This window comes from Schumannella sp. GW821-FHT10F01 (assembly GCF_058809295.1).
Map to the genome: position 1 here is coordinate 35635 of NZ_JBXASM010000013.1, position 21016 is coordinate 56650.

A 21016-nucleotide genomic window follows, 5' to 3' on the forward strand; every position below is an offset into this window, starting at 1 on the left:
CGCTCAGCCTTTCAGACCGGTGAGGGTCACGCCCTCCACGAAGTAGCGCTGGAGCACGAAGAACAGCACGATGATCGGCAGCGTCACCACGAGGGAGGCGGCCATGAGCAGCCCCCACTGGGCCGTGTAGTTGCTCTGGAACGTCGCGAGGCCGAGTGCGAGCGTGAAGTGCTCGTCGCTCGTGAGGTACAGGAGCGGCCCGAGGAAGTCGTTCCACACGCCGATGAAGGTGAAGATCGTCACCACGACGATCACGGGCTTCGACAGCGGCATGACGACCTGCCAGTACACCTGCCACGGCGTGGCGCCGTCGATGTAGGCGGCCTCGTCGAGCTCATACGGGATCGACAGGAAGAACTGACGGAACAGGAAGATGTTGAACACCCCGCCGCCCGCCCCGGCGAAGAAGGCGGGCACGATCAGCGGGATGAACGTGTCGAGCGCACCGAGTGCGCTCCACCCGACGAAGGTCGGGATCAGGGTGACCGCATACGGCAGCATCACGCCGGTGAGCAGCACGCCGAACACGACGTTGCGACCGCGCCAGCGCAGCCGCGCGAAGCTGAAGGCGGTGAGCGAGCAGGTCAGCACCGTGCCGATCACCACGAAGAACTCGATGATGAGGGTGTTCAGCAGGTAGACGCCGAAGGGGCGGCTCGTGAGCGCGTTCGGGAAGTTGTCCCAGGCGAACGGGTTCGGGATCCACTCCGGCGGGTTGATGAAGATCTGCGTGTCGGTCATGAGCGCGCTGCGGATGAGCCAGACGAACGGCGCCAGCATCACGAGCGCCCCGATCGCCAAGGCGATCGTGCGCACGGTGCGCGAGATCGGGCGCCCGCCGGTCTCCTGATCGGGCCGGCTCCTGCGGCGGCGGCGACGAGCGCGCGGGTCCATCCCCAGCACCGTGTCGAGTCCCTCACTGGTCGTCATCGGGCGTCCCCCGTCTCGTAGAAGACCCAGCTCCGCGCATTGCGGAAGAGCAGGGCCGTGATGACCAGCACGATGATGAAGAGCACCCAGGCGAGCGCGCTGGCGTACCCCATCTGCGAGTCGGTGAAGGCCTTCGTGTAGAGGTAGTAGATGTAGAACAGCGTCGAGTTGTTCGGCCCGCCGCTCGTCATCACGTAGGCCTGGTTGAAGACCTGGAAGGTGCCGATGATGCCGGTGACCAGGTTGTAGAAGATCACCGGGGTCATGAACGGCAGCGTCACGTTGCGGAACTTCGCCCACGCCCCGCCGCCGTCGAGCGCCACCGCCTCGTAGAGCTGCCGGGGCACGCCCTGGAGGCCGGCGAGGAAGATCACCATGCCGTTGCCGAAGCCCCAGGTGCTCATGATGATCAGCGACGGGATCGAGGTCGACTCGTCGTAGATCCAGTTCGATCCCGGCAGTCCCACCCCGCGCAGGATCGTGTTGAAGAGCCCGAAATCGGGGTTGAAGATCCAGATCCACAGCACGGCGCTCGCCACGGCAGGCACGAGCGTCGGCAGGTAGTACACCGTGCGCCAGAAGGACTTCAGGCGCAGGCCGCCGTTGACGAGCATCGCGACCGCGAAGCCGACGATGAGCGCGAGCGGGACCGCTGCGAGCGTGTAGTAGGTCGTCACGCCGAGCGACTTCCAGAAGAGCGGATCCTGGGAGATCTGCACGTAGTTGTCGACGCCGTTGAAGCGCGGCGAGCCGCCGACCGTCCAGTCCGTGAGGCTGAACGCGAACGACGCGACCATCGGCCCGATCGTGAAGATCAGGAACCCGAGGATCGCCGGCATCGCGAAGAGCACGCCCCAACGCGCCTCCGAACGGCCGATCCGCCGGCGGCGCGGGGCGGCGCCCGTGCCGCCGGTGACGGATTCCGCTGCGCCCGCGGAGGGGCTCGGTGCGGTCGCGGTGGAGGTCACGACACCATCGGGTTCGGGTAGAACCCCTTGAGCACGCCCGCGTTGAGCTTCTTGGCGACGTCGTTCATCACGTCCGCCACCTTCTTCTTGCCGCCCTGGATCTGCTCCATCGCCGGGGTGACGATCTTGTCGATCGCCTCGTAGTTCTTCATCCGCTCCGCGAAGTAGCGCGTGGAGTTGTTGAGCGCGTAGTCGACGACGGCCGTGCGGTACTCCGCCGGGTGCACCTTCGGGTCGACCCACTTCTCGATCTCGGCGGCGTCCGTGTAGTACTTCGAGTCGACCGGCATCCACAGCCCCGACTTGAACAGGCCGACCTTCGTGGGGTCGGACTGGTACTGGTACAGCTCGATCACCTCGTCGAGGTGCTTGGTGGTCTTGAAGATGCCGATCGCACCGCCCGTCGACGCGGTCATGGGCGTTCCGTAGCTCGGCAGCACGCCGACGCCGTAGTCGGCCTTGCTCTGGCTGATGTCGAGCAGCGCCCACTGGCCGTCGATCGCCATGCCGACCCGGTTCGATGCGAGCTGCACGCTGAGCGAGGGCGCGTTGTTGCCGAGCTGGGTCGGCGTGGGCGCGACGCGGTGCTTGTACATGAGGTCGACGAGGTTCTGGAACATCGTGAGGGCCTCGCCGGAGTTGAGCTGGGTCTTCGTGCCCGACTCGTCGACGATGTCGACGCCGCTGGAGAGGAGCAGTCCGTACCAGGCCGCCGACCACATGTTCGCGAGGGTGCCGTAGCGGGCGACGTTCTTCGGATCGAAGCCGGTCTCGTCCGGCCCCTTCCCGCTGCGGTCCTTCGTGAGCGCGGTGGCGGCCTCGACGAACGCGTCCCAGCTCCAGGCCGTGTCGGCGCTCACCGGCGGGGTGTCGATCCCGGCCTCCTGGAACGCCTTCTTGTTCGTCCAGAGCACCATGATCTCGGAGGCGGCCGGGGTGCCGAACGTCTTGTCCTCGGTCCAGAAGTTGTACGAGGTGGGCAGCCGCTCGCCCAGCGCCGGGTACTTGTCGAAGTACGGCTTCAGGTTCACGAGCCGGCCCTGCTCCGCCAGGCGGTAGGCCATCGGCGAATTGATGTAGGCGATGTCGGGCTGGCGCCCGCTGGCGACGAGTGCGTTGAGCTTCGTGTCGTAGTCGTCGGGCGTGTAGAGGCCCTTCACCGACAGGTTCTTCTGGCTCGACGCGAAGCTGTCGAGCATGCCCTGCACGGCCTTCTGCTCGCCGGTGGAGCCCCAGAACATGTACTGGATCTCGGGGCCGGACGGCGCGCAGGCGACGAGGCTGCCGCCGATGGCCGCGGTCACGGCGGCGACGCCGCCGAGGCGCAGCACGTCGCGCCTGCTGAGGAAGATGGGCTCGGACATGGTCTCTCCTTCGAGGTGTGCTGTGGAGCCGGATGGTGCGGGCGCGGCGGTGCTCCCGGGCGCGCCGGGTCGGCGGGACGTCGCACCGGGGTGCGACGCGCCGCGTCGAGGGACGCTGCTCAGCCGCGCTCGGGCAGCGGCAGCCAGACCTTCATCGGACCCACCTCGCGGTTGGCCCAGAGGAAGTAGGGGATGGCGACGGCGTCGACGTGGGCGCCGTCCGGGCCGATCGTCGCCGGCATCCGGATGACCGGGACACCGCCGAGCAGATCGGAGTCGGCGACCTCGGGGGCGAAGCCGTCGAGCTCGAGGTCGTCGACGACGGCGCCGGGCGCCTGGTCGACCTGCTCGAGCGCGTAGAGGATCGGGCCGCGGAACACGGCGACCGCACCGCGGGCGCTCTCGACCCGCGGATGCGCGCGCTCGAGGCGCGGCGCGAAGGGGAGGGACAGGTGCAGCACGTCGCCGGCGGTCCAGGCGCGGGAGACGACGGCGTACTCGCCGGCCGTCGCCGCGACGGGCTCCCCTGCCGCAGTCAGCGCGGCGCCGTCGGCCCAGCCCGGCACGCGGATGCTCAGCTCGGCCTCGCCGGCCGGAGCCGCGACCACCTCGACCGCGATCTCGCCGGACCACGGGTACTCGGTGCGCATCCGGAGGCGGAAGCCCCCGGCGTCGATCTCCGCGTCGGCGAAGTGGTGCAGCTGCACGCCCGCATCCGTCGTCGTGGCGAGGTAGGCGTGCTGCACGGCGAGCGTGCGCATGAGGTTCGTCGGGCAGCACGAGCAGCCGAACCAGTGCTGGCGGCCGGCCGCGGGCATCCGGTCGTCCGTGATGACGACGTGCTCGCGCACCTGCAGGCCGTTCACGTAGAAGAACGCGTCGCCGTCGGCGGCGACGCCGGAGAGCACGGCGTTCCAGAGCTGGCGCTCCATGAGGTCCGCGTAGCGGGCCCGGCCGGTGGCGAGCAGCATCCGCCAGCTCCACTGGGTCGACGCGATGGCCGCACAGGTCTCGCCGTAGCCGCGGTCGACGGGCAGCTCGTAGGGGTCGCCGAACGCCTCCCCCTCCCAGCGCGCGCCGAGCGAGCCGTTGACGTACATCGAGGCGCCGACCATGTTCTGCCAGAGCGTCTCGAGGTGGTCGAGCAGGGCCGTGTCGCCGGTCTCGATCGCCACATCCGCGGCGCCGCCGGCGAAGTAGACCGCGCGCACGGCGTGCCCCTCCGGGTAGACGGTCTCGCGGATCGGGATGCGATCGCTGTAGTAGGTGGACGGCCAGCGCTGGTGCGTGTAGTCGTGGATGGTCTCGTGGCCGCGGAAGTCGACGAACCAGGTGGCGAGGTCGAGGTAGCTGCGCTCCCCCGTCTCGCGGTACAGCTCGACGAGGGCCATCTCCACGAGCGGATGCCCGCACAGCTCCTCGCGCCGGCCGGGGCCGAAGGTGGCGACGAGGTGGTCGCCGGCCCGACGCGCCACCTCGAGCAGCGCGGGGTCGCCCGTCGTGCGGTGCATGGCGACGGCGGCCTGGAGCATCGTCGCCATGTTGAAGATCTCGTGGTCGTCGCTCATCCACTCGTACCGGCCGCGCAGACCCGAGTACTGGTTGAAGGTCGACAGGTAGCCGTCGTCGGCCTGGGCTGCGGCTGCGAGCCGGGCGCCCTCGACGAGCCGGTCGAGCAGCTCGGCGCGCGGGGCGCGTCCCTGCTCCCACGCGACGCCCTCGAGCCACTTGAACGCCTCCCCGTCCTCGAAGACCGGGCCGGAGTGCTTCGCCCCGATCTCGTCGGCGGCCGCCCGGCGGAAGTTGCCCCAGGCGTCGATGTCCTCCATGTGCTGCCAGCCCGCGGGGATCGAGTGGCGGCCGTTGCGCTCCTGCAGGGCGCCGAGGTGGCCGCCGAGGATGCGCGCCTCGCCGAAGCCGATCGGCCGCAGTGCGGTGGCGGCGCGAGGGCTGACGGGGCCTCCCCCGAGTCGGGCGGTGGTCGCGGACTCTGCGGGCTCGGCGATCGCGGCGTCGGGCATGGTGCTCCTCGTACTCCATCGGACGGTGCCGCCGTCGCGCCTCGATCGGCGGGCGGCTCGCGAGCATCCTCACACGATCGGGAGAGCGCGGCAACATGTTTCCGCAATTTCCGTCGATGCCGCGGCGTGTTGCCCGGTCGCAGGCTGCGACGGCTAGTGTTTCCGGAAACACCCGAGAGGCTCGCCGATGACCGATCCCGAGCGCCGCGCCACGATCCGCGACGTCGCCGCCCGCGCAGGCGTGACTCCCGGCACGGTCTCGAAGGCCCTCAACGGCACCGGGCAGGTGAGCGCGGCGACACGCGAGCGGATCGTGCGGGTCGCCGCCGAGATCGATTTCCGCCCGAACCAGCTCGCGCGCAGCGTCTTCGAGCGGCGCAGCTTCACGGTCGGCATGATCACCACCGACAGCTTCGAGCGCTTCAGCGTGCCGGTGATGATCGGCGCCGAGGACGCGCTCGGCGCCGGGCGGATGTCGGTGTTCCTCTGCGACAGCCGCGACGACCCGATCCGCGAGCAGCACTACATCGATGTGCTGCTCGGACGACGGGTGGACGGCTTCATCGTGACGGGACGCAACTTCAACGAGCGTCCACCGCTCGCCGTCGGCGCCGACGTGCCGGTCGTGTACGCGCTCACGCCGTCGTCCGACCCGCGCGACTGCTCGGTGCTCGTCGACGACGAGGAGGCCGGACGGCTGGCCGGCGAGCACCTCGTCCGGCTCGGGCGCACGCGCATCGCCCACGTCACCGGTCCGACTCGGTTCGATGCCGCCGTGCGCCGCGCCGACGGGTTCCGTGCGGCGCTCGACGCGGCAGGACTCCAGCCCGCCGCGGACATCGCGTGGGGGCAGTGGAGCGAGGCCTGGGGACGCGAGGCGGCCCGGATGCTGCTGCGTCAGGTGCCGGATCTCGACGCGGTCTACTGCGGCGCCGACCTGGTGGCGCGCGGCGTCGGCGACGGCCTGCGCGAGGCCGGCGTGGCTGTGCCCGACGACGTCGCCCTCATCGGCACCGACAACTGGGAGGTCATGGCGCTCGGCTCCCGCCCGTCGCTGACCACCGTCGACCTGCGGCTCGTCGACGTCGGCCGTCTCGCCGCGCAGCGCCTCCTCGACGCGATCGACGGCCGCCCGCACGCCGGCCGCGAGCTCGTGCCGCCGCAGCTCGTGCTGCGCGACTCGACCGCCTCGGCGCGCTGAGCCGGGTCAGTCCGCTCCGCGCGGTCGCCGCCCCAGGTGGATCCGCTCCCCCTGGGCGCTGAACAGCGCGAGCAGCTCAGCGGCCTGCGGCCCCGCCGCGACCATGCCGTGCGGCGTGCGCGTGTCGAACTCCGCGGCCTCCCCGGCGCCGACCAGCGTCTCGACGCCGTCGAGCACGAGGCGCACGGCGCCGGCGAGCACGTAGAACCACTCGTAACCGTCGTGCACGTTCTGCGGCGGCGCGCCGGCGTCGGTCGGCACCGGCAGCACGATCTTCACGGCCTGCACGTCGCCGCCGTGCCGGCTCAGCGGCACGAAGACGGATCCGTTCGCCCGTCGGACGGGGCGCGGATGGATGCGCGGGTCGCCGGTCGCCGGCGCGCCGACCAGCTCGTCGAGCGGCACCCGGTACGCGCGGGCGAGGGGCAGGAGCAGCTCGAGCGAGGCGCGCCGCGACCCGGACTCGAGCCGCGACAGGGTGCTCACGCCGATGCCGGTCTCCTCGGCGACGTCCGCGAGCCGGAGTCCGCGCCGGGTGCGGAGCGAGCGGAGCCGACCGCCGACCCGGCCGAGCGCGTGCTCGATGGGGTCCGCCTCGACGTCCGCGCCGACGATCTCTCGCTCGTGCCTGTGTCCCCGGTCGTCGCGCGGCGTCCCACCCTCGGTCATGTGGTCCTCCCCCGCGACGTGGTGAGCTTGCGGTTCTCGCAAACCAGTTTGCCATTTCTTCGGTCGGACCGCACGGTGGAGCCATGGATGAGATGCGGGACGTGGTGGTGCTCGGCGGCGGGGTCGCCGGACTGAGTGCGGCGCTGACCCTGGCGCGCTCGCGGCGCCGGGTCACCGTGGTCGACGGCGGCGAGCCGCGCAACCGCGTGACCGGACATATGCACGGGCTGCTGACGCGGGACGGGACACCGCCGCTCGAGCTGCTCGAGCTGGGTCGTGCAGAGCTGCTCGGCTACGGCGTCGAGATCGTCGGCCGTCAGGCGGCATCCGCGACTCGCGCCGAGGACGGGACGACCCGGATCATGCTCGACGACGGATCGGAGCTCCCGGCGCGGCGCCTGCTTGTCGCAACCGGGCTGCGCGACGAGCTGCCCGGCATCCCGGGCCTCGCCGAGCACTGGGGGCACGGCGTAGCGCACTGCCCGTACTGCGACGGCTGGGAGGTGCGCGACCGGCGGATCGCGGTGCTCGCGTCCGGCCCGGAGAACCTCCACCAGGCGCAGCTGCTGCGGCAGTGGTCGGCCGACCTCGTCTACCTCGCCGGCGAGGTCGGGCTGCCCGCGGATGCGGCAGCGCAGGACCACGCGCTCGGCGCGCTGGCGGCGCGCGGCGTGGCGGTCGAGACGACGCCGGTCGCGCGGGTGCTGAGCCGTGCTGACGGGCGCCTCCGCGGAGTCGAGCTCGCGGACGCGCGGGTGCTCGAGCTCGATGCGGTGTTCGCGGCGCCGCGGCCGGTGCCGAGGGACGAGGTGCTGCGGCAGCTCGGCGCCGAGCGACGCGACCTGCGCGGCCTGGACCTCGTCGCGGTCGACGAGACGTGGCGGACGAGCGTCCCGGGCGTGTGGGCGATCGGCAATGTGGTGGATCCCTGGGCGAACGTGCCGATGTCGATCGGCCAGGGCGCATGGGCCGGCGCGCATCTCAACGCCGATCTCGTGCAGGAGGAGGTCGCGACCGCCGTCGCGGCCGCCCGCTGACTCGGCGCTCGGCGGCCGAACCGCACTGCGGATCCCGAGCCCGCCGGAGGGCCGGAGGCTTCGACGGCCTCAGCCGAAATGGGCCGCGATCTGCGGCACGAGTGCGTCCAGGTCCACCGGCCGCGACGTGTCGACCCGCACGACCGGGCAGAGTCCGGTCGGGCCGGCCGCCGGGGCGAGCTCGTCCCAGTACCCCAGCACCTCGTCCGCCGTCCCGTGGACCGGGTGGCGGGCCGTCGGCGCGTCCGCGTCGTACCGCGCGCGGATCCGCTCCTCCGCCGTCGCCCGGTCGATGTCGCACCAGACCTCGACGACGCGCGGCGAGCCGGCGGTCTCGAGTCCACGGCGCAGGAACGCGCGGCTCTCCTCCGTCACCCAGACCGAGTCGATGACGACGCCGTTCTCGACGTCGCGGGCCATCGCCCAGACGGTGTCCATGGCGATGCCGCCGAGCGCGCGGCTCGTGATCATCGGCCCGACGAGGTCGGCGAGCGGCTCCTTCACGGCGTCCTTCGAGAGGAACGGGCAGCCGAGCACCGCGGCGAGCGCCGAGCCCAGCGTGCTCTTGCCGGAGGCCGGCATCCCGTTGACGAGGATCGCGACGGCCGACACGCGGTCGATCCTCGCACGTCGGCCCTGCGCGCCCCTGACATCGTCGTCCGCCCGAGGGAGAACGGTCGCATGACCGCCATCGAGATCACCCGCTTCCGCGTCGACCCCGCCCGCGCCGACGAGCTGATCGCCGCACGGCCCGCCATGGCGGCGGCGTTCCGCGCCCACCGTCCGGCCGTGCTCGCCGCCGAGCTCGTGCGCATCGACGAGGAGACCTGGGTCGACCTCGTCCACTGGGCGACGCGGGAGGACTTCGACGCGGCGCAGGATCATGCGGCCGACCCGCCGGAGATGGGCGCTTTCTTCGCGATCATCGGCGAGCTCGTCAGCATGGAGGTCGGCGACACCGCGCCCTGATGGCGCGGGCCGCCTGATGGGCGGGAGGCCAGATGGGCGGGAGGCCTGACGGGTGAGGCGACCTGACGCCGCGGACCGCCGGACCGGGCCCCGCGCCCGGACCGACCCACCCCGGTAGGCTGACCGTGGCGCGTCGGGAAGTCTGGTCGACATCCCGTCCGCCGACCCCGGAAGGCCCCGGATGCCTCGCCTCACGTTCCTGCGCTCCGAGCGCCTCGCCGCCGCTCTGCTGCTCATCGCAGCCGCCGCCGGACTGATCCTCGCGAACGGCCCTCTCGCGGATGGCGTGCTCGGACTGCGTGCGACGCACCTCGGCCCGTCCTGGCTCGATCTCTCCATCGAGCACTGGATCAGCGACGGCCTGCTGGCGATCTTCTTCTTCAGCGCGGCGGTCGAGCTGAAGCACGAGCTGATCCACGGCGAGCTCGACAGCCCGTCGAAGGCGATGCGCCCGGCGATCGCGGCCGTGCTCGGCGTGGCGGCGCCGGCGCTGATCTACCTGGCGATCGCCGGGTCGAGCGGCGCCGCCCGCGGATGGCCGATCCCGACCGCGACGGACATCGCCTTCGCGCTCGGCGTGCTCGCCCTGTTCGGCCGCGGGCTGCCCTCCCGCATCCGCGCCTTCCTGCTGGCGCTCGCCGTGATCGACGACCTCATCGCGATCGTGCTCATCGCGGTGTTCTTCACGTCGTCGCTGCAGGTCGTGCCGCTGCTCGGCGCTGCCGTGTGCATCGCGCTGGCGGCGGTGATCGCCCGGCTGGTCCGGTCGCGCTGGACGGTCGCCCCCGTCGTCGCGCTCGGGCTCGGCGCCTGGTACCTGGTGCACGAGTCCGGCGTCCACGCGACGATCGCGGGCGTCGCGCTCGGGCTCGCGCTGCCGATGAAGCCGGCCGAGCATGCACGCCACGTCATGGAGCCGGCGATCAACGGCGGGGTGCTGCCGCTGTTCGCGCTGTCCGCCGCGATGGTGGCGATCCCGTCGGTCGGCATCGGCGAGCTCGCGCCGCCGTTCTGGGGCATCGCGCTCGCGCTGCCCCTCGGCAAGATGCTCGGCATCGGCGTCGGCGGCATCCTCGGCAGCGCGCTCGATCAGCGACGGCTTCGGCCGGAGATCTCGAAGCTCGCGCTGGTCACCGTCGGAGCGCTCGGCGGCATCGGATTCACGGTGTCGCTGCTCATGAACGAGCTCGCGTTCGCCGGGCAGGACGCGATCCGCGCCGAGGGCACTCTCGCCGTGCTGGCCGGCTCGATGGTGTCCCTCGTGATCGGCTCGGTGCTGGTCACCGCGCTCGCGCGCCGGGAGCGCCGGCGCGCGAGCGCGATCATCCCCGGCTGAGCATCCGCGCAGCTGCGGGAGGTCTCCGCGGACCCGCGGCGCGTCGAGCCCGTCCGGAACCCGGGACCCGAAGCCGGGAGCTCAGTAGTCGATGCGCCCGAACCGGTTGTGGAACTCCCCCGTCGGCCCGTCCTGACCGATCGTCGCGAGCCGCACGGTCGCATCCGTGCCCTCGGTCACGGTCTGGTGGCCGCTGTGCCGGTTGAAGTCCGTGGCCGTGTAGCCCGGGTCGCTGACGTTGACGCGCATGCCCGGCAGGTTCTTCGCGTACTGCACGGTCAGCGCGATCACCGCCGCCTTCGACGCCGCATAGGGGATGCTCGGCACCGGGAACTCGTCGGTGCCCGGCGTCGTCAGGAAGCGCGGCCAGCCCACGCCGGACGCGACGTTGACGATCACCGGCGACGCGGACCGCTGCAGCAGCGGAAGCGCAGACTGCGTGACCCGCACGATGCCGAGCACGTTCGTGTCGAGCACGCGCCGCATCTCGGCGGCATCCAGGCCCTCGACCCCGAACACGCTGCCGAGCACCCCGGCGTTGTTGACGAGCACGTCGAGCGCGGGCAGCTCGGCGATCGCGGCGGCCACGGAGGCGTCGTCGGTGATGTCGACGGCGAGCGGATGCGCGCCGAGCTCCCGCGCGGCGTCGCCGGTCGCGACGTCGCGCATCCCTGCGTAGACGGTGTGGCCGGCCTCGATCAGGCGGCGGGCGGTCTCGAGCCCGAGGCTGCGGTTGGCTCCGGTGATGAATGTCGTGGTCATGTCCCGACTCTCCGCCCGCGGCGCCGTGCATGGGTCCTCCCTGTCGGTACCACCCAGCGACGCGCATGGAGGAGCACCATGGATGCCGTGGACGAGTTCTCGAGCGTGCTGCGCGCCTGGCGCGACCGAGTGCGACCGGAGCAGGCGGGGCTGCCCGCGGGCCCCGGCCGCCGCACGCCCGGACTCCGACGCGAGGAGCTCGCGGCGCTCGCCGGGCTCAGCGTCGAGTACCTCGTGCGGCTCGAGCAGGGTCGCGCGCGCAACCCGTCGCCGCAGACCCTCGGGGCGCTGGCCCGGGCGCTGCGGCTCGACGCCGACGAGCGCGACCACCTGTACCGCACGGCCGGCGCCGCGGTCCCGGGTGCGACGACGCTCCCCCGGCACATGACCCCGGGCGTGCAGCGGCTGCTCGACCGGCTCGATGACGTGCCGCTCGGGGTGTTCACGGCGTCGTGGGACGCGCTGCACTGGAATCCGCTCTGGGCCGCGATCAACGGCGACCCCTCGGCCCTCCGCGGCCGCGACCGCAACATCGCCTGGCGCCACTTCACCGGCATGGCGAGCCCGATCTGGTTCGACGACGAGCACCGCGCCGACTTCTCGTCCGATCTCGCCGCCGACCTCCGCGGTGCAGCCGGACGCTATCCGCATGACGCGGGGCTGGCGTCCCTCATCACGGATCTCCGTGCGCGATCGACGGAGTTCGAGTCGCTCTGGGGCGAGGCGCGCGTCGCCCAGCACCGCTCCAGCTCGAAGGTCGCCACGGCGACGCCGGTCGGCCCGATCGCGATCGACTGCGACGTGCTGACGGCGCCCGACGGCGACCTCCGCATCGTCGTGCTGACGGCCAGGCCGGGCACCGAGGACGCCGACCGCCTCGACCTGCTCCGGGTCGCGGGACTGCAGGCGCGGGTCTGACCGGACGCCGCGGGAACGAACCGGAGGAGGACACCATGGCCAGGATCGTCGCCACGGAGAGCATCACGCTCGACGGCGTCATGCAGGGCCTCGGACGAGCGGATGAAGACACCCGCGGCGGCTTCGCCCACGGCGGCTGGGGCGCGGGCTACACCGACGAGGTGATCGGCCGGTTCATGGGCGAGGGCATGGCCGGCAGCGGCGCGATGCTGTTCGGCCGCCGCACCTACGACGACGTGCTCACAGCCTGGACGGCCCGGTCGGATGACGACCCGGTCACCGCGCACCTGCTGGCGGCCACGAAGTACGTGGCGTCCAGGAGCCCGGATGCGGAGCTCCGATTCCCCGCGTCGACGCTGCTCGCCGGCGAGGCGGTCGACACGGTCGCGCGGCTGAAGGACGAGCTCGACGGCACGCTGTCGATCATCGGCAGCGGCGATCTGGTGCGCGCGCTCCATGCGGCCGGACTCGTCGACGGCTACACGCTGCTGATCCATCCGATCGTCATCGGATCCGGCCGCCGGCTGTTCGGCGACGGCGACCGCACGGACCTCCGCCTCGTGCGCTCGGCGACGAGCACGACCGGGGTGCTGGTCGCCGAGTACTCGGTTGCGCGCTGAAGCGGTCGGGCTCGTTCGCGAACGGCGAGGCGGTCGGCGAGTGGGTCACCTACGACGCGGAGGGCGTGCCGTACAAGGTGACGCAGCGGGGCTGACGACCGCCCGCGCACGCGACGGCTTCGAGCGTCGCGTTCGCTCCGACAGGACGACGGACCGTGCCCGTTCGGTCGGCACGGCCCGTCGCAGCGGCGGTCGGCGCCATCGGGTCGGCGCCTCGCACTGCCGGTGCGACGTTCCGCCGGCTCCAGCAGCCGTCGGACGACGCGCTCGACCGCTCGGGTGCGGCCGATATCTGGACGCTAGTCCTGCTCGCGAGCCGTGCACCGCCCCTCATTCGGGGCACACCACGGCGGTGCGTGCCGACGCCCGCCGCGCCGAGCGCCCGGATCAGCCCCGGTTGCGCAGCGGCAGCCAGTCGAGCACGAGGCGGATCTGCTCGTCCCAGTAGCCCCAGGAGTGGTCGCCGGGACCCTCGGCGTAGGTCAGCGGCAGGCCGCGTCGCTCCGCGAGGTCGCGGAACGCGACGTTCTGGTCGTAGAGGAAGTCCTCGGTGCCGCACCACGAGTAGAGCGCCGGCGACGTCGCCGGGTCGAGCGACTCCGCGAGCGCCATGAGGTCGTCGCCGTTCGCCCGCGAGCGCTCGGGAGAGCCGAACGTGGCCGCCCACTCCGGGAAGCCGTCGTGGGCGCCGGCGTCGACCGCGCCGGAGAGCGTCGCCACCGCGGCGAACCGCTCCGGGGTGCGCAGGCCGAGCTTCAGCGCGCCGTAGCCGCCCATCGACAGGCCGGCCGCGAAGGTGTCCTCGCGGGCGGTGGAGAGCGGGAAGAAGCCGTGCATGATCTGCGGCAGCTCCTCGCTGAGGAAGGTCCAGTAGTCGTAGCCGACCGCCTGATCGGTGTAGAAGCCGCGGCCGGTGGTGGGCATCACGATCGCGATCTCGTGGTCGGCGGCGTACCGCTCGACGGAGGTGCGGCGCAGCCAGATCGACTCGTCGTCCGAGAGCCCGTGCAGCAGGTAGAGCACCGGCAGCGGATCACTGCCGCGCTCGCCGCCCATCCCGATCTGGCGCTCCGTGGCCTGCGGGAGGATCACGTTCGCGTGGGTGGAGATGCCGAGCACATCGGAGAAGAACGAGCACTGGAGAAGGGCCATGAAACGTTTCTAGCGGATGGTGCCGTCCCGCCGCCGTGCGATCGCCGCGGCCTCCGCCGGATTCCCGGCGAGCACGATGGCGCGGTCGAACGCCGGGACGGCCTCCGCGGTCCGTCCGCTCCGCCGCAGCAGCTCGCCGCGGGTCGCATGGAACGGGGCGTAGGCGTCGAGCGGCTCGCCGAGCGGCGCGAGCAGGGCGAGCGCGACCTCGGGTCCATCGAGCTCGGCGATCGCCACGGCCCGGTTCAGCGCGACCACCGGCGACGGGTCGATCGCGGCGAGCTGGTCGTAGAGCGCGGCGATCTGCGCCCAGTCGGTGGCGGCGGCCGCTCGCGCGTCGGTGTGCACCGCGTTGATCGCCGCGAGCAGCTGGTAGCGGCCGGGCCGCTCCCCCGAGGCGAGCCGCTCGCGCACGAGCGCGTGGCCCTCCGCGATGCGCGGCGCGTCCCATCCGCCGCGGTCCTGCTCGTCGAGCGGCACGAGCTCGCCGCCCCCGTCCACGCGGGCGCTGCGCCGCGCATCCGTGAGCAGCAGCAGCGCGAGCAGCCCGGCGACCTCGCCGTCGGCGGGCAGCAGCGACCGCAGCAGCCGGGTGAGCCGGATGGCCTCGTCGGTGAGGTCCGGACGCAGCGGGTCGGAACCCGCGCCGCTGGCCAGGTAGCCCTCGTTGAAGACGAGGTACAGCACGGCGAGCACCCCGGACACCCGCTCGGCCAGGTCCTCGGCGCGCGGCACACGGAACGGGATGCCCGCCGCCGAGATCTTCGCCTTCGCCCGGGTGATCCGCTGCCCGACCGCCGCCTCGCTCGACAGCAGCGCGCTCGCGATCTCGGGCACGGTGAGGCCGCCGATCAGCCGCAGGGTCAGCGGCAGCCGCGCCTCCATGGCGAGCGCCGGATGGCAGCAGATGAACAGGAGCCGCAGCCGGTCGTCGTCGATCACCCCGACCGGCTCGGCCGGCTCGTCGCCGGGGTCGAGCATCATCGCCTCCCGCTGCTTCTCGTCGCGCCGGCCCTCCCGGCGCAGGCGGTCGATCGCCGTCCGCGTCGCGGTCGTGGTCAGCCACCCGCCCGGGTTGGGCGGGACGCCGTCGGCCGGCCAGCGGACGACGGCGGTCGCGAACGCCTCGGCCGCCGACTCCTCCGCCAGATCCACGTCGTGGAACCGGCGGACGAGCGCGCCGACCACCCGCGCCCACTCCTCGCGATGCGCCCGGGTGATCGCCTCCGAGGCGGCGTCGCTCACGAGTGGAACGGCCGCACCTCGATGCGCCGGTTGCACGCCTTCGAGGCGGCCGTGGCCAGCTCGAGCGCCTGGTCGAGGTCGTCGGCCTGCAGGATCCAGAGGCCGGCGATGTACTCCTTGGTCTCCGCGAACGGGCCGTCCGTGATGATCGTCCGCGCACCGCGGTCGTCGATCGTCGTCGCGGTCGACGGCTCGCCGAGCCCGTTCGCGAACACCCAGTGGCCCCCGGCGCGGAAGCGGTCGTTGACGGCGTCGATGGCCTCCGCCACCTCGGGCGGGTCGACCGTGGTGCCGTCGTCGATCACGGAGATGAGGTAGTGCATGGCGGTTCCTTCCGTCGGGCGGAGACGCTCGTCTGGCGGCTCTCGAGAACACCACGAACGCCGCACCTCCGATCCGACACCGCGGCGCGGATTTCTTCAAGATCCGCATCCGGATGCGATGGCGGGCTAGCCTCGGGCCGCATGCGGGCCGACTCGTACGACGACTTCGCCGAGGGCTACTCGGGCGAGAACGAGACCAACCTCATCAACGGGCACTACGAGCGGCCGGCCATGATCGCGCTCGCCCGCGACGTGCGCGGGCGGCGCGTGCTCGACGCGGGCTGCGGATCCGGTCCGCTCGCGGCGGCCCTGCGGGAGCGCGGTGCGCTCGTCGCCGGCTTCGACGGCAGCCCGGCGATGGTCGCACTGGCGCGCCACCGGCTCGGCGCGGACGCGGACCTCCGGGTCGCCGTCCTCGGCGAGCCGCTGCCCTACGACGACGACGCGTTCGACGACGTGGTCGCGTCGCTGGTGCTGCACTACCTCGAGGACTGGTCCGGGGCGCTCGGCGAGCTGCACCGGGTGCTGCGGCCCGGCGGCCGGCTCATCCTGTCGGTCAACCACCCGTTCGTGTACCGCCTGCTGCACCCGGAGGCCGACTACTTCGCGATCACCGAGTTCTCGGAGTCGTACGAGTTCGGCGGGCAGCCGGCGGTGCTCACCTACTGGCACCGGCCGCTGCACGCCATCACGGCGGCGTTCACGGCCGCCGGCTTCCGCGTCGTGACCGTCGACGAGCCGCCGTTCGACCCGGACACCCCGCGCGAGCTGCTGCCGGAGCGGATCGGCGAGCGGACGTCGTTCCTCAGCTTCCTGTTCTTCGTGCTCGAGGCCGCGTGAGGCGAGGCGCTCAGCCGCGGCGGAGCACGGCCTCCAGCGCGTCGGCGACGAGGTCGGGGCGCGACAGGAACGGGTGGTGTCCCGTCGGCAGGTCGACGGACGAGGTGGCGCGTGCGGCGTGCTGCCGCTGGAGCGCGAGCGAGGTGCTGCGGTCGTCGAGGCAGACGAGGTAGGTGGACTCGACCCCGCGCCACGCGGCGCGGGTGGTCGGGGTGCCGAACGCCGCCACGCCCTGCGCCGTCACCCGCGCCCACGCCCCGGTCCGGAGGTCCGGATCGGCGACGTCCTGCGCGAACCGGCCGCCGAACGAGTCCGCGTCGTAGCCGTCGACGCGGACGGCGCCGTCCGCGACCGCGACGCGCACCGGATCGGCCTCGGCGGCCATGATGTCCGCCTGCGCCTGCCCGGCGTCGGGGAGGTAGGACGAGATCGCGACGAGGTGCCGCACGGCCGGATGATCCGCCGCCTCCGCCGCCACGGTGCCGCCGTACGAGTGGGCGACCACGATCGCGCCGTCGGCCGTCTCGTCGAGCGCACGGCGGAGGGCGTCCGCGTCGTGCACGAGCCCGTGCTCCGCGGCGACCGCGCCGCCCTCGCCGCACGACGGGAGCGCGACCGCCCGGCTGGCGACGCCGGTGCGCGCCGCGATCAGCTCCGCGGCGGGGCGCCACCACCAGTCGCCGTCGCGAACCAGGGCGCCGTGCACGAACAGGATCTCCACCACGCCGCCACGCTACGGGCGGGCCGGCGGTGGATGGCCGCGATTCGCCTCAGGGCAGAGCCCCGGAGCGGAGGTTCAGTTCTGCCGGTCTCCGCCGTCCTCCGGCTCCACCTCGGTCTCGTCGACGCGGTCGCGGAGCTGATCGGCCATCGCGCCCGCGCCCAGATCGCCGTGGGACCCGGCGACCTCCTTCACCAGCTCGTGCAGGTCGTCGCCGTCCGGCTCGGCGGACGGATCGTCGGATGCGCGCTCGGGGTCGGTCATGCGGCGAACGTACGTCTCCCGCGAGGGCCGTCGTCGCAATGCCAGCGAGCACACACCTCGCCGCGAACCTGGCACTGCGGTCAGAGGGTGTTCCCGCGCGCCGCGAGTCGGCATCCCCGGCGTAGGGTCGCCCGAAGGCGCCACCCGACGGCGCCGGGAGCGAGGGCGTCATGCCCGAGAACGACGGAAGCCGCCCCATGATGGCGGGCAGCAGCGAGGCCACGGACGACGAGAAGCGCGAGGGCCTGCGAGCGCAGGTGCGCGCCGATCATCCGGAGGGCGCCGGCGACGACCGGACGGCGGACTACCGCGACCGGTCGGAGGCCATGGGGATCGGACGCTCGGACGCGCACGACATCGAGGCCGGCGACGACATCGAGCCCGCGCCCCGGAGCGAGCTCGAGTAGCGTCGGGGAGCCGGGCGGGATCCGAGCGGATCCGCGGCCGATCGAGGACGGATCATGCAGCACGAGCGCACCGCGATCGACGCCGTCGCAGCGCTGGTCGCCGCGGCCGATCGCCCCGGCATCCGCCTCGTCGCCGTGGACGGGCCGTCCGGTGCGGGCAAGAGCACGCTCGCACGGGCGCTGGTCGCCCGCCTCGACGCACCGCTCATCGAGATCGACGACTTCGTGTCGTGGTCCGACTTCGCCGGCTGGTGGCCGCGGTTCGAGCGGCAGGTGCTCGCACCGCTGCTCGCGGGCGACGACGCCGTCTACCAGCAGCGCGACTGGGCGGGCGACGAGTTCGGCACGGCACTCGGCGGCTGGCGGACGGTGCGGTGGGCTCCGGTGGTCGTGCTGGAGGGCGTGACCTGCAGTCGTCGTGCGATCGCCGACCGGCTCGCCTGCCGCGTCTGGGTCGAGGCCCCGGACGACGTGCGCCTCGCCCGCGGGATCGACCGCGACGGCGAGTCGCACCGCGAACTGTGGCTGCGGTGGATGGACGAGGAGCGCCGCTTCTTCGCCGACGACGACCCGCGGTCGCGCGCGGACGTCGTGGTCAGCGGCGCCGCGCCGCGCTGATCGGCCGCGTCAGCCCCGGTCCCGACGCACGGAGACGACGATGGCGACGGCGGCGATGGCGAGGGCCGCGATCACGACGACGCCGACGAGGATGAGCAGGTGACCGGAGATCATGACTCCTGTCTACGCCCTCCCCGGGCGCGCGGGAGGCGGGCTGACCCCCGGATCCGCGGACGATCCGCCGCCGCTCACCCGGATCCGTCCGACCCGAACCGTGCGACGCGCATCGACAGCGTGATCCGCACGACCGGGTTCCGGGCGTAGGCCGAGTCGTCGGGGAGGACGGCCCGCGGCGGCAGCACCTCCGTGATCTCGCCCGGCCCGAACCGCTGCACGGCCGCGATCGCGCCGAGCGGCCCCGACATCCCGAATCCGCGGGAGAGCCTGCTCTGCGTCGGCGACCAGCCGTCCTTCGCGAGCGCGATGCCGACGGCGTCAGCGGTGGCTCGGCCGCCCGTGGCGAGCACGAGGTACTCGAGCGGGGCGTCGACGCGATAGGCCTGCCGGATGCGGAGCACGCACGCGGCACCGAGCACCTGCGCGGTGTTCGGCTGCCCCATCTCCGACGCCGCCACGACGGCGACGTCGACCCGCTCGATCCCGGCGATCCGCTGCGACGACTCGATGCCCGGCCCGAGCGTCGGCGGGCACGCCGCGTCGCCGGCGGCGGCGGGCGCCGCGGCGCATCCGGTCAGGACGACGAGGACCGTCGCGACGCACGCGGCGACGGCGGCCCGGAGGCGCATCGCCGGCGGCTGCATGCGCTCACCGTACGCCGCGTCGGCGCTGGGATGCTCCCGACGTCGCATGCTCCTGACTCGCTGGGACGGCGGAGCGGATCGGGGACGGGCTCCTACGCTCGGGGCGTCGCGGGAGGTACCCGCCGTGAGGAGCAGCAACCATGATCGTCGGCGGAGTCATCCTGTTCGTGATCGGAGCCATCCTGGACTTCGGCGTGTCCTTCGCAGTGCCCGGCCTGGCCATCCCCACCATCGGCACGATCCTCATGGTGGCCGGCGTCGTGCTGTTCATCGTCGGTCTCGTGCTGTCGTTCCGCCGTCGCGGCGCCACGACCGTGCAGCGCACGAGCGTCGATCCTGCGACCGGCAGCAGCGTGCGGTCGACGACGACCGACGTCGACCCCGAGGTCCGCTGAGCGGAGCCCGCGGTCGGCGGCGTCAGCCCTTCTTCGGGTTCTTCCCGTTTCCCTTGCCGTTGCCGTGCCCGGGCGGCTGGGGCGGCGACGGCGGGGCCGACGTCGGAGCAGGGGCCGGGGTGGGCGACGCCGAGGCCGTCGACGGAGTCGCGGTCGGCGTCGCCGAGGTCGGGCCCTCGGCGGGAGCCCGATCGGCCGCAGTGCCCTGCGCGAGCGCGACCGCCCCGGCGGCGAGTGCGAGCAGCAGTGCGGCCGCGGCCGCGATGAACGGCCACGATCGCGCGGCCGCGCCGGCCGGACGGCGCCGGCTCCTCGCGTGGCCGGTCGGCGGTGCCGGCATCACCAGCGTCGGCGGCAGGAGCTGCCGGGTCGTGGACGGCGGAGCCATGGCCTGCGTCGGCGCGTCCGTGTCGATGACGGGCACCCCCAGCTCGTCGGCGCGACGAGCGAGGTCACTCGCCGTCGGCCGCAGCGACGGTTCCCGGGCCACCATCGAGGCGAGCAGGGCCGCCCAGTCGGCATCGAGCCCGGCGGGGATGACGGGATCCCGGGTGAGTCGCGCGACGAGGCTCTCGGAAGGCGTGCCGGAGAACGCCGGGCGCCCGACGAGGCACTCGAGCGCGACGAGGCCGAGCGAGTAGACGTCGGACGCCGGTGTCGCGGGACGCCCGTCCACCTGCTCGGGGCTGGTGTACCCGGCGGTGCCGACCATCGTGCCGGTGCGCGTGATGCGGTCCGATCCGAGCAGGTGGGCGATCCCGAAGTCCGCCAGCTTGATGCGGATGGGCGACGCGGCATCCGACGACGCGACGAGGATGTTGCCCGGCTTGAGGTCGCGATGCACCACACCCGCCGTGTGCACCGAGGCGAGCGCCTCCCCGATCTGGACGACCACCGCCCGCGCCAGCGTCGGCGACGGCCCGTCGGCGAGCAGCCGCTCGCGCAGGTCGCCGCCCGGAACGAACTCCATCACGAGGTAGCTCGGACCGTCCGCTGCCGGCGGCTCGAGGTGCGCGTCGTGCAGCGTCACGAGGTGCGCGTGACCCAGGCGGGCGAGCAGCCGGACCTCCGACTCCCACCGCCGGCCGTCACCGCCGTCGTTCTCGAACAGCTTGATCGCGATCACGCGCCGCAGCTGCAGATCGAAGCCGCGGTAGACCACTGACATGCCGCCGCGGCCCACGGGTGCGTCGACACGGTACCGGCCGTCGAGGATCCGGCCGATCCAGGGGTCGTTCACCGTCACGTGGCGGTTCGTCAGCCTTCCGGGTCCAGACCGGCCTTCAGCAGATCCTGCATGTTGATCGGCTCGGTCGGAAGCGACTCGATCGGCAGGTCGATGCCTGCTCCTGCGGTGTCCATGTCGATGGTGCCTCTCGCTCGTGGCCGGCATCGTGACCGGCCCCGATCCTGAAGGCTAGAGACTCCGCGGACTGCCGATCACCACGGCGGACCACTGTCAGCGAGTCGGGAACTTCGCGAGCCGGCGCACATG

24 protein-coding genes are annotated in these 21016 nt (G+C 72.8%); 10 read left to right on the forward strand and 14 right to left on the reverse strand.

What is annotated here, in order from left to right:
* Positions 1 to 3: 3 nt before the first annotated feature.
* The 4 genes from AC1RSJ_RS14025 to AC1RSJ_RS14040 form a co-directional block, all read right to left on the reverse strand.
* Positions 4 to 930: a carbohydrate ABC transporter permease gene (locus AC1RSJ_RS14025; protein WP_493119046.1), complete on the reverse strand. Its 927-nt coding sequence runs from the start codon at positions 928 to 930 to the stop codon at positions 4 to 6.
* Positions 927 to 1898 carry a carbohydrate ABC transporter permease gene (locus AC1RSJ_RS14030; protein WP_493119047.1) on the reverse strand — a complete coding sequence of 324 codons (972 nt, stop codon included), beginning with the start codon at positions 1896 to 1898 and terminating at the stop codon, positions 927 to 929. Before AC1RSJ_RS14030 ends, AC1RSJ_RS14025 begins: the two co-directional genes overlap by 4 nt.
* Complete coding sequence (locus AC1RSJ_RS14035; RefSeq protein WP_493119048.1) at positions 1895 to 3262, reverse strand: extracellular solute-binding protein; 1368 nt, start codon at positions 3260 to 3262, stop codon at positions 1895 to 1897. The genes AC1RSJ_RS14030 and AC1RSJ_RS14035 overlap by 4 nt, the downstream gene beginning before the upstream one ends.
* A gap of 119 nt (positions 3263 to 3381) precedes the next feature.
* Positions 3382 to 5283: a glycoside hydrolase family 127 protein gene (locus AC1RSJ_RS14040; protein ID WP_493119049.1), complete on the reverse strand. Its 1902-nt coding sequence runs from the start codon at positions 5281 to 5283 to the stop codon at positions 3382 to 3384.
* A 187-nt stretch (positions 5284 to 5470) separates the two neighbouring features.
* Here AC1RSJ_RS14040 and AC1RSJ_RS14045 point away from each other — a divergent pair, with 187 nt between their 5' ends.
* Positions 5471 to 6484 carry a LacI family DNA-binding transcriptional regulator gene (locus AC1RSJ_RS14045; protein ID WP_493119051.1) on the forward strand — a complete coding sequence of 338 codons (1014 nt, stop codon included), beginning with the start codon at positions 5471 to 5473 and terminating at the stop codon, positions 6482 to 6484.
* Between the two features lie 6 nt (positions 6485 to 6490).
* Here AC1RSJ_RS14045 and AC1RSJ_RS14050 read toward each other — a convergent pair whose 3' ends face one another.
* A complete protein-coding gene (locus tag AC1RSJ_RS14050) occupies positions 6491 to 7153 on the reverse strand; it encodes a helix-turn-helix domain-containing protein (RefSeq protein WP_493119052.1) in 663 nt (220 codons plus the stop codon).
* A gap of 83 nt (positions 7154 to 7236) precedes the next feature.
* On the opposite strand from AC1RSJ_RS14050, the gene AC1RSJ_RS14055 reads away from it, so the two are divergent.
* Complete coding sequence (locus tag AC1RSJ_RS14055) at positions 7237 to 8190, forward strand: NAD(P)/FAD-dependent oxidoreductase (RefSeq protein ID WP_493119053.1); 954 nt, start codon at positions 7237 to 7239, stop codon at positions 8188 to 8190.
* A 69-nt stretch (positions 8191 to 8259) separates the two neighbouring features.
* On the opposite strand, the gene AC1RSJ_RS14060 is transcribed toward AC1RSJ_RS14055, so the two are convergent.
* Positions 8260 to 8802: a P-loop nucleotide/nucleoside kinase family protein gene (locus AC1RSJ_RS14060; RefSeq protein ID WP_493119054.1), complete on the reverse strand. Its 543-nt coding sequence runs from the start codon at positions 8800 to 8802 to the stop codon at positions 8260 to 8262.
* Between the two features lie 69 nt (positions 8803 to 8871).
* Between AC1RSJ_RS14060 and AC1RSJ_RS14065 the strand changes: the two genes are divergently transcribed.
* Positions 8872 to 9159, forward strand: coding sequence for an antibiotic biosynthesis monooxygenase (locus AC1RSJ_RS14065; protein WP_493119055.1), 288 nt, complete (start codon positions 8872 to 8874; stop codon positions 9157 to 9159).
* A 181-nt stretch (positions 9160 to 9340) separates the two neighbouring features.
* Complete coding sequence (locus AC1RSJ_RS14070; RefSeq protein ID WP_493119056.1) at positions 9341 to 10495, forward strand: Na+/H+ antiporter NhaA; 1155 nt, start codon at positions 9341 to 9343, stop codon at positions 10493 to 10495.
* An 81-nt stretch (positions 10496 to 10576) separates the two neighbouring features.
* Here the strand turns inward: AC1RSJ_RS14070 and AC1RSJ_RS14075 are convergent, their stop codons facing one another.
* Entirely contained in the window at positions 10577 to 11257 is a 681-nt protein-coding gene (locus tag AC1RSJ_RS14075) for an SDR family NAD(P)-dependent oxidoreductase (protein ID WP_493119057.1), read from the reverse strand.
* 78 nt (positions 11258 to 11335) lie between these two features.
* Between AC1RSJ_RS14075 and AC1RSJ_RS14080 the strand changes: the two genes are divergently transcribed.
* Positions 11336 to 12175, forward strand: a complete 840-nt coding sequence (locus AC1RSJ_RS14080) for a helix-turn-helix domain-containing protein (RefSeq protein ID WP_493119058.1) — start codon at positions 11336 to 11338, stop codon at positions 12173 to 12175.
* A gap of 35 nt (positions 12176 to 12210) precedes the next feature.
* Positions 12211 to 12795 (forward strand): dihydrofolate reductase family protein, encoded by a 585-nt coding sequence (locus AC1RSJ_RS14085; RefSeq protein ID WP_493119059.1) that lies wholly within the window; start codon positions 12211 to 12213, stop codon positions 12793 to 12795.
* A 387-nt stretch (positions 12796 to 13182) separates the two neighbouring features.
* On the opposite strand, the gene AC1RSJ_RS14090 is transcribed toward AC1RSJ_RS14085, so the two are convergent.
* Genes AC1RSJ_RS14090 through AC1RSJ_RS14100 form a run of 3 tightly spaced genes read right to left on the reverse strand, consistent with a single transcriptional unit; the run spans position 13183 to position 15515 of the window.
* Entirely contained in the window at positions 13183 to 13947 is a 765-nt protein-coding gene (locus AC1RSJ_RS14090) for an alpha/beta hydrolase (protein WP_493119060.1), read from the reverse strand.
* A 9-nt stretch (positions 13948 to 13956) separates the two neighbouring features.
* Positions 13957 to 15192 carry an RNA polymerase sigma factor gene (locus AC1RSJ_RS14095; RefSeq protein ID WP_493119061.1) on the reverse strand — a complete coding sequence of 412 codons (1236 nt, stop codon included), beginning with the start codon at positions 15190 to 15192 and terminating at the stop codon, positions 13957 to 13959.
* Positions 15189 to 15515 carry a YciI family protein gene (locus AC1RSJ_RS14100; protein WP_493119062.1) on the reverse strand — a complete coding sequence of 109 codons (327 nt, stop codon included), beginning with the start codon at positions 15513 to 15515 and terminating at the stop codon, positions 15189 to 15191. The genes AC1RSJ_RS14095 and AC1RSJ_RS14100 overlap by 4 nt, the downstream gene beginning before the upstream one ends.
* Before the next feature lie 141 nt (positions 15516 to 15656).
* Between AC1RSJ_RS14100 and AC1RSJ_RS14105 the strand changes: the two genes are divergently transcribed.
* A complete protein-coding gene (locus AC1RSJ_RS14105) occupies positions 15657 to 16355 on the forward strand; it encodes a class I SAM-dependent methyltransferase (protein ID WP_493119063.1) in 699 nt (232 codons plus the stop codon).
* A gap of 10 nt (positions 16356 to 16365) precedes the next feature.
* Here AC1RSJ_RS14105 and AC1RSJ_RS14110 read toward each other — a convergent pair whose 3' ends face one another.
* Together AC1RSJ_RS14110 and AC1RSJ_RS14115 are read right to left on the reverse strand one after the other, a co-directional pair.
* Entirely contained in the window at positions 16366 to 17079 is a 714-nt protein-coding gene (locus tag AC1RSJ_RS14110; protein WP_493119064.1) for an alpha/beta hydrolase, read from the reverse strand.
* Between the two features lie 72 nt (positions 17080 to 17151).
* Positions 17152 to 17340 (reverse strand): hypothetical protein, encoded by a 189-nt coding sequence (locus AC1RSJ_RS14115; RefSeq protein WP_493119065.1) that lies wholly within the window; start codon positions 17338 to 17340, stop codon positions 17152 to 17154.
* 170 nt (positions 17341 to 17510) lie between these two features.
* Here AC1RSJ_RS14115 and AC1RSJ_RS14120 point away from each other — a divergent pair, with 170 nt between their 5' ends.
* On the forward strand, positions 17511 to 17747 hold the full coding sequence (locus AC1RSJ_RS14120) for a hypothetical protein (RefSeq protein WP_493119066.1): 237 nt from the start codon (positions 17511 to 17513) through the stop codon (positions 17745 to 17747).
* Positions 17748 to 17801: 54 nt separating this feature from the next.
* Positions 17802 to 18365 (forward strand): uridine kinase family protein, encoded by a 564-nt coding sequence (locus AC1RSJ_RS14125; RefSeq protein WP_493119067.1) that lies wholly within the window; start codon positions 17802 to 17804, stop codon positions 18363 to 18365.
* Between the two features lie 188 nt (positions 18366 to 18553).
* Here AC1RSJ_RS14125 and AC1RSJ_RS14130 read toward each other — a convergent pair whose 3' ends face one another.
* The gene (locus tag AC1RSJ_RS14130; protein ID WP_493119068.1) at positions 18554 to 19126 is read right to left on the reverse strand and encodes a hypothetical protein; all 573 of its coding nucleotides are present in this window, start codon (positions 19124 to 19126) and stop codon (positions 18554 to 18556) included.
* A 140-nt stretch (positions 19127 to 19266) separates the two neighbouring features.
* Between AC1RSJ_RS14130 and AC1RSJ_RS14135 the strand changes: the two genes are divergently transcribed.
* Entirely contained in the window at positions 19267 to 19521 is a 255-nt protein-coding gene (locus AC1RSJ_RS14135) for a DUF6458 family protein (protein WP_493119069.1), read from the forward strand.
* A 22-nt stretch (positions 19522 to 19543) separates the two neighbouring features.
* On the opposite strand, the gene AC1RSJ_RS14140 is transcribed toward AC1RSJ_RS14135, so the two are convergent.
* Positions 19544 to 20767, reverse strand: a complete 1224-nt coding sequence (locus tag AC1RSJ_RS14140) for a serine/threonine-protein kinase (protein WP_493119070.1) — start codon at positions 20765 to 20767, stop codon at positions 19544 to 19546.
* Positions 20768 to 21016: the final 249 nt, after the last annotated feature.

What these genes read in the sequence shown, in the direction of transcription:
- AC1RSJ_RS14025 (WP_493119046.1), bottom strand. Translation starts at nt 930, where the DNA reads ATGACGACCAGTGAGGGACTCGACACGGTGCTGGGGATGGACCCGCGC.
- AC1RSJ_RS14035 (WP_493119048.1), bottom strand. Translation starts at nt 3,262, where the DNA reads ATGTCCGAGCCCATCTTCCTCAGCAGGCGCGACGTGCTGCGCCTCGGC.
- AC1RSJ_RS14040 (WP_493119049.1), bottom strand. Translation starts at nt 5,283, where the DNA reads ATGCCCGACGCCGCGATCGCCGAGCCCGCAGAGTCCGCGACCACCGCC.
- AC1RSJ_RS14045 (WP_493119051.1), top strand. Translation starts at nt 5,471, where the DNA reads ATGACCGATCCCGAGCGCCGCGCCACGATCCGCGACGTCGCCGCCCGC.
- AC1RSJ_RS14050 (WP_493119052.1), bottom strand. Translation starts at nt 7,153, where the DNA reads ATGACCGAGGGTGGGACGCCGCGCGACGACCGGGGACACAGGCACGAG.
- AC1RSJ_RS14055 (WP_493119053.1), top strand. Translation starts at nt 7,237, where the DNA reads ATGGATGAGATGCGGGACGTGGTGGTGCTCGGCGGCGGGGTCGCCGGA.
- AC1RSJ_RS14065 (WP_493119055.1), top strand. Translation starts at nt 8,872, where the DNA reads ATGACCGCCATCGAGATCACCCGCTTCCGCGTCGACCCCGCCCGCGCC.
- AC1RSJ_RS14070 (WP_493119056.1), top strand. Translation starts at nt 9,341, where the DNA reads ATGCCTCGCCTCACGTTCCTGCGCTCCGAGCGCCTCGCCGCCGCTCTG.
- AC1RSJ_RS14075 (WP_493119057.1), bottom strand. Translation starts at nt 11,257, where the DNA reads ATGACCACGACATTCATCACCGGAGCCAACCGCAGCCTCGGGCTCGAG.
- AC1RSJ_RS14080 (WP_493119058.1), top strand. Translation starts at nt 11,336, where the DNA reads ATGGATGCCGTGGACGAGTTCTCGAGCGTGCTGCGCGCCTGGCGCGAC.
- AC1RSJ_RS14085 (WP_493119059.1), top strand. Translation starts at nt 12,211, where the DNA reads ATGGCCAGGATCGTCGCCACGGAGAGCATCACGCTCGACGGCGTCATG.
- AC1RSJ_RS14090 (WP_493119060.1), bottom strand. Translation starts at nt 13,947, where the DNA reads ATGGCCCTTCTCCAGTGCTCGTTCTTCTCCGATGTGCTCGGCATCTCC.
- AC1RSJ_RS14100 (WP_493119062.1), bottom strand. Translation starts at nt 15,515, where the DNA reads ATGCACTACCTCATCTCCGTGATCGACGACGGCACCACGGTCGACCCG.
- AC1RSJ_RS14105 (WP_493119063.1), top strand. Translation starts at nt 15,657, where the DNA reads ATGCGGGCCGACTCGTACGACGACTTCGCCGAGGGCTACTCGGGCGAG.
- AC1RSJ_RS14115 (WP_493119065.1), bottom strand. Translation starts at nt 17,340, where the DNA reads ATGACCGACCCCGAGCGCGCATCCGACGATCCGTCCGCCGAGCCGGAC.
- AC1RSJ_RS14120 (WP_493119066.1), top strand. Translation starts at nt 17,511, where the DNA reads ATGCCCGAGAACGACGGAAGCCGCCCCATGATGGCGGGCAGCAGCGAG.
- AC1RSJ_RS14125 (WP_493119067.1), top strand. Translation starts at nt 17,802, where the DNA reads ATGCAGCACGAGCGCACCGCGATCGACGCCGTCGCAGCGCTGGTCGCC.
- AC1RSJ_RS14130 (WP_493119068.1), bottom strand. Translation starts at nt 19,126, where the DNA reads ATGCAGCCGCCGGCGATGCGCCTCCGGGCCGCCGTCGCCGCGTGCGTC.
- AC1RSJ_RS14135 (WP_493119069.1), top strand. Translation starts at nt 19,267, where the DNA reads ATGATCGTCGGCGGAGTCATCCTGTTCGTGATCGGAGCCATCCTGGAC.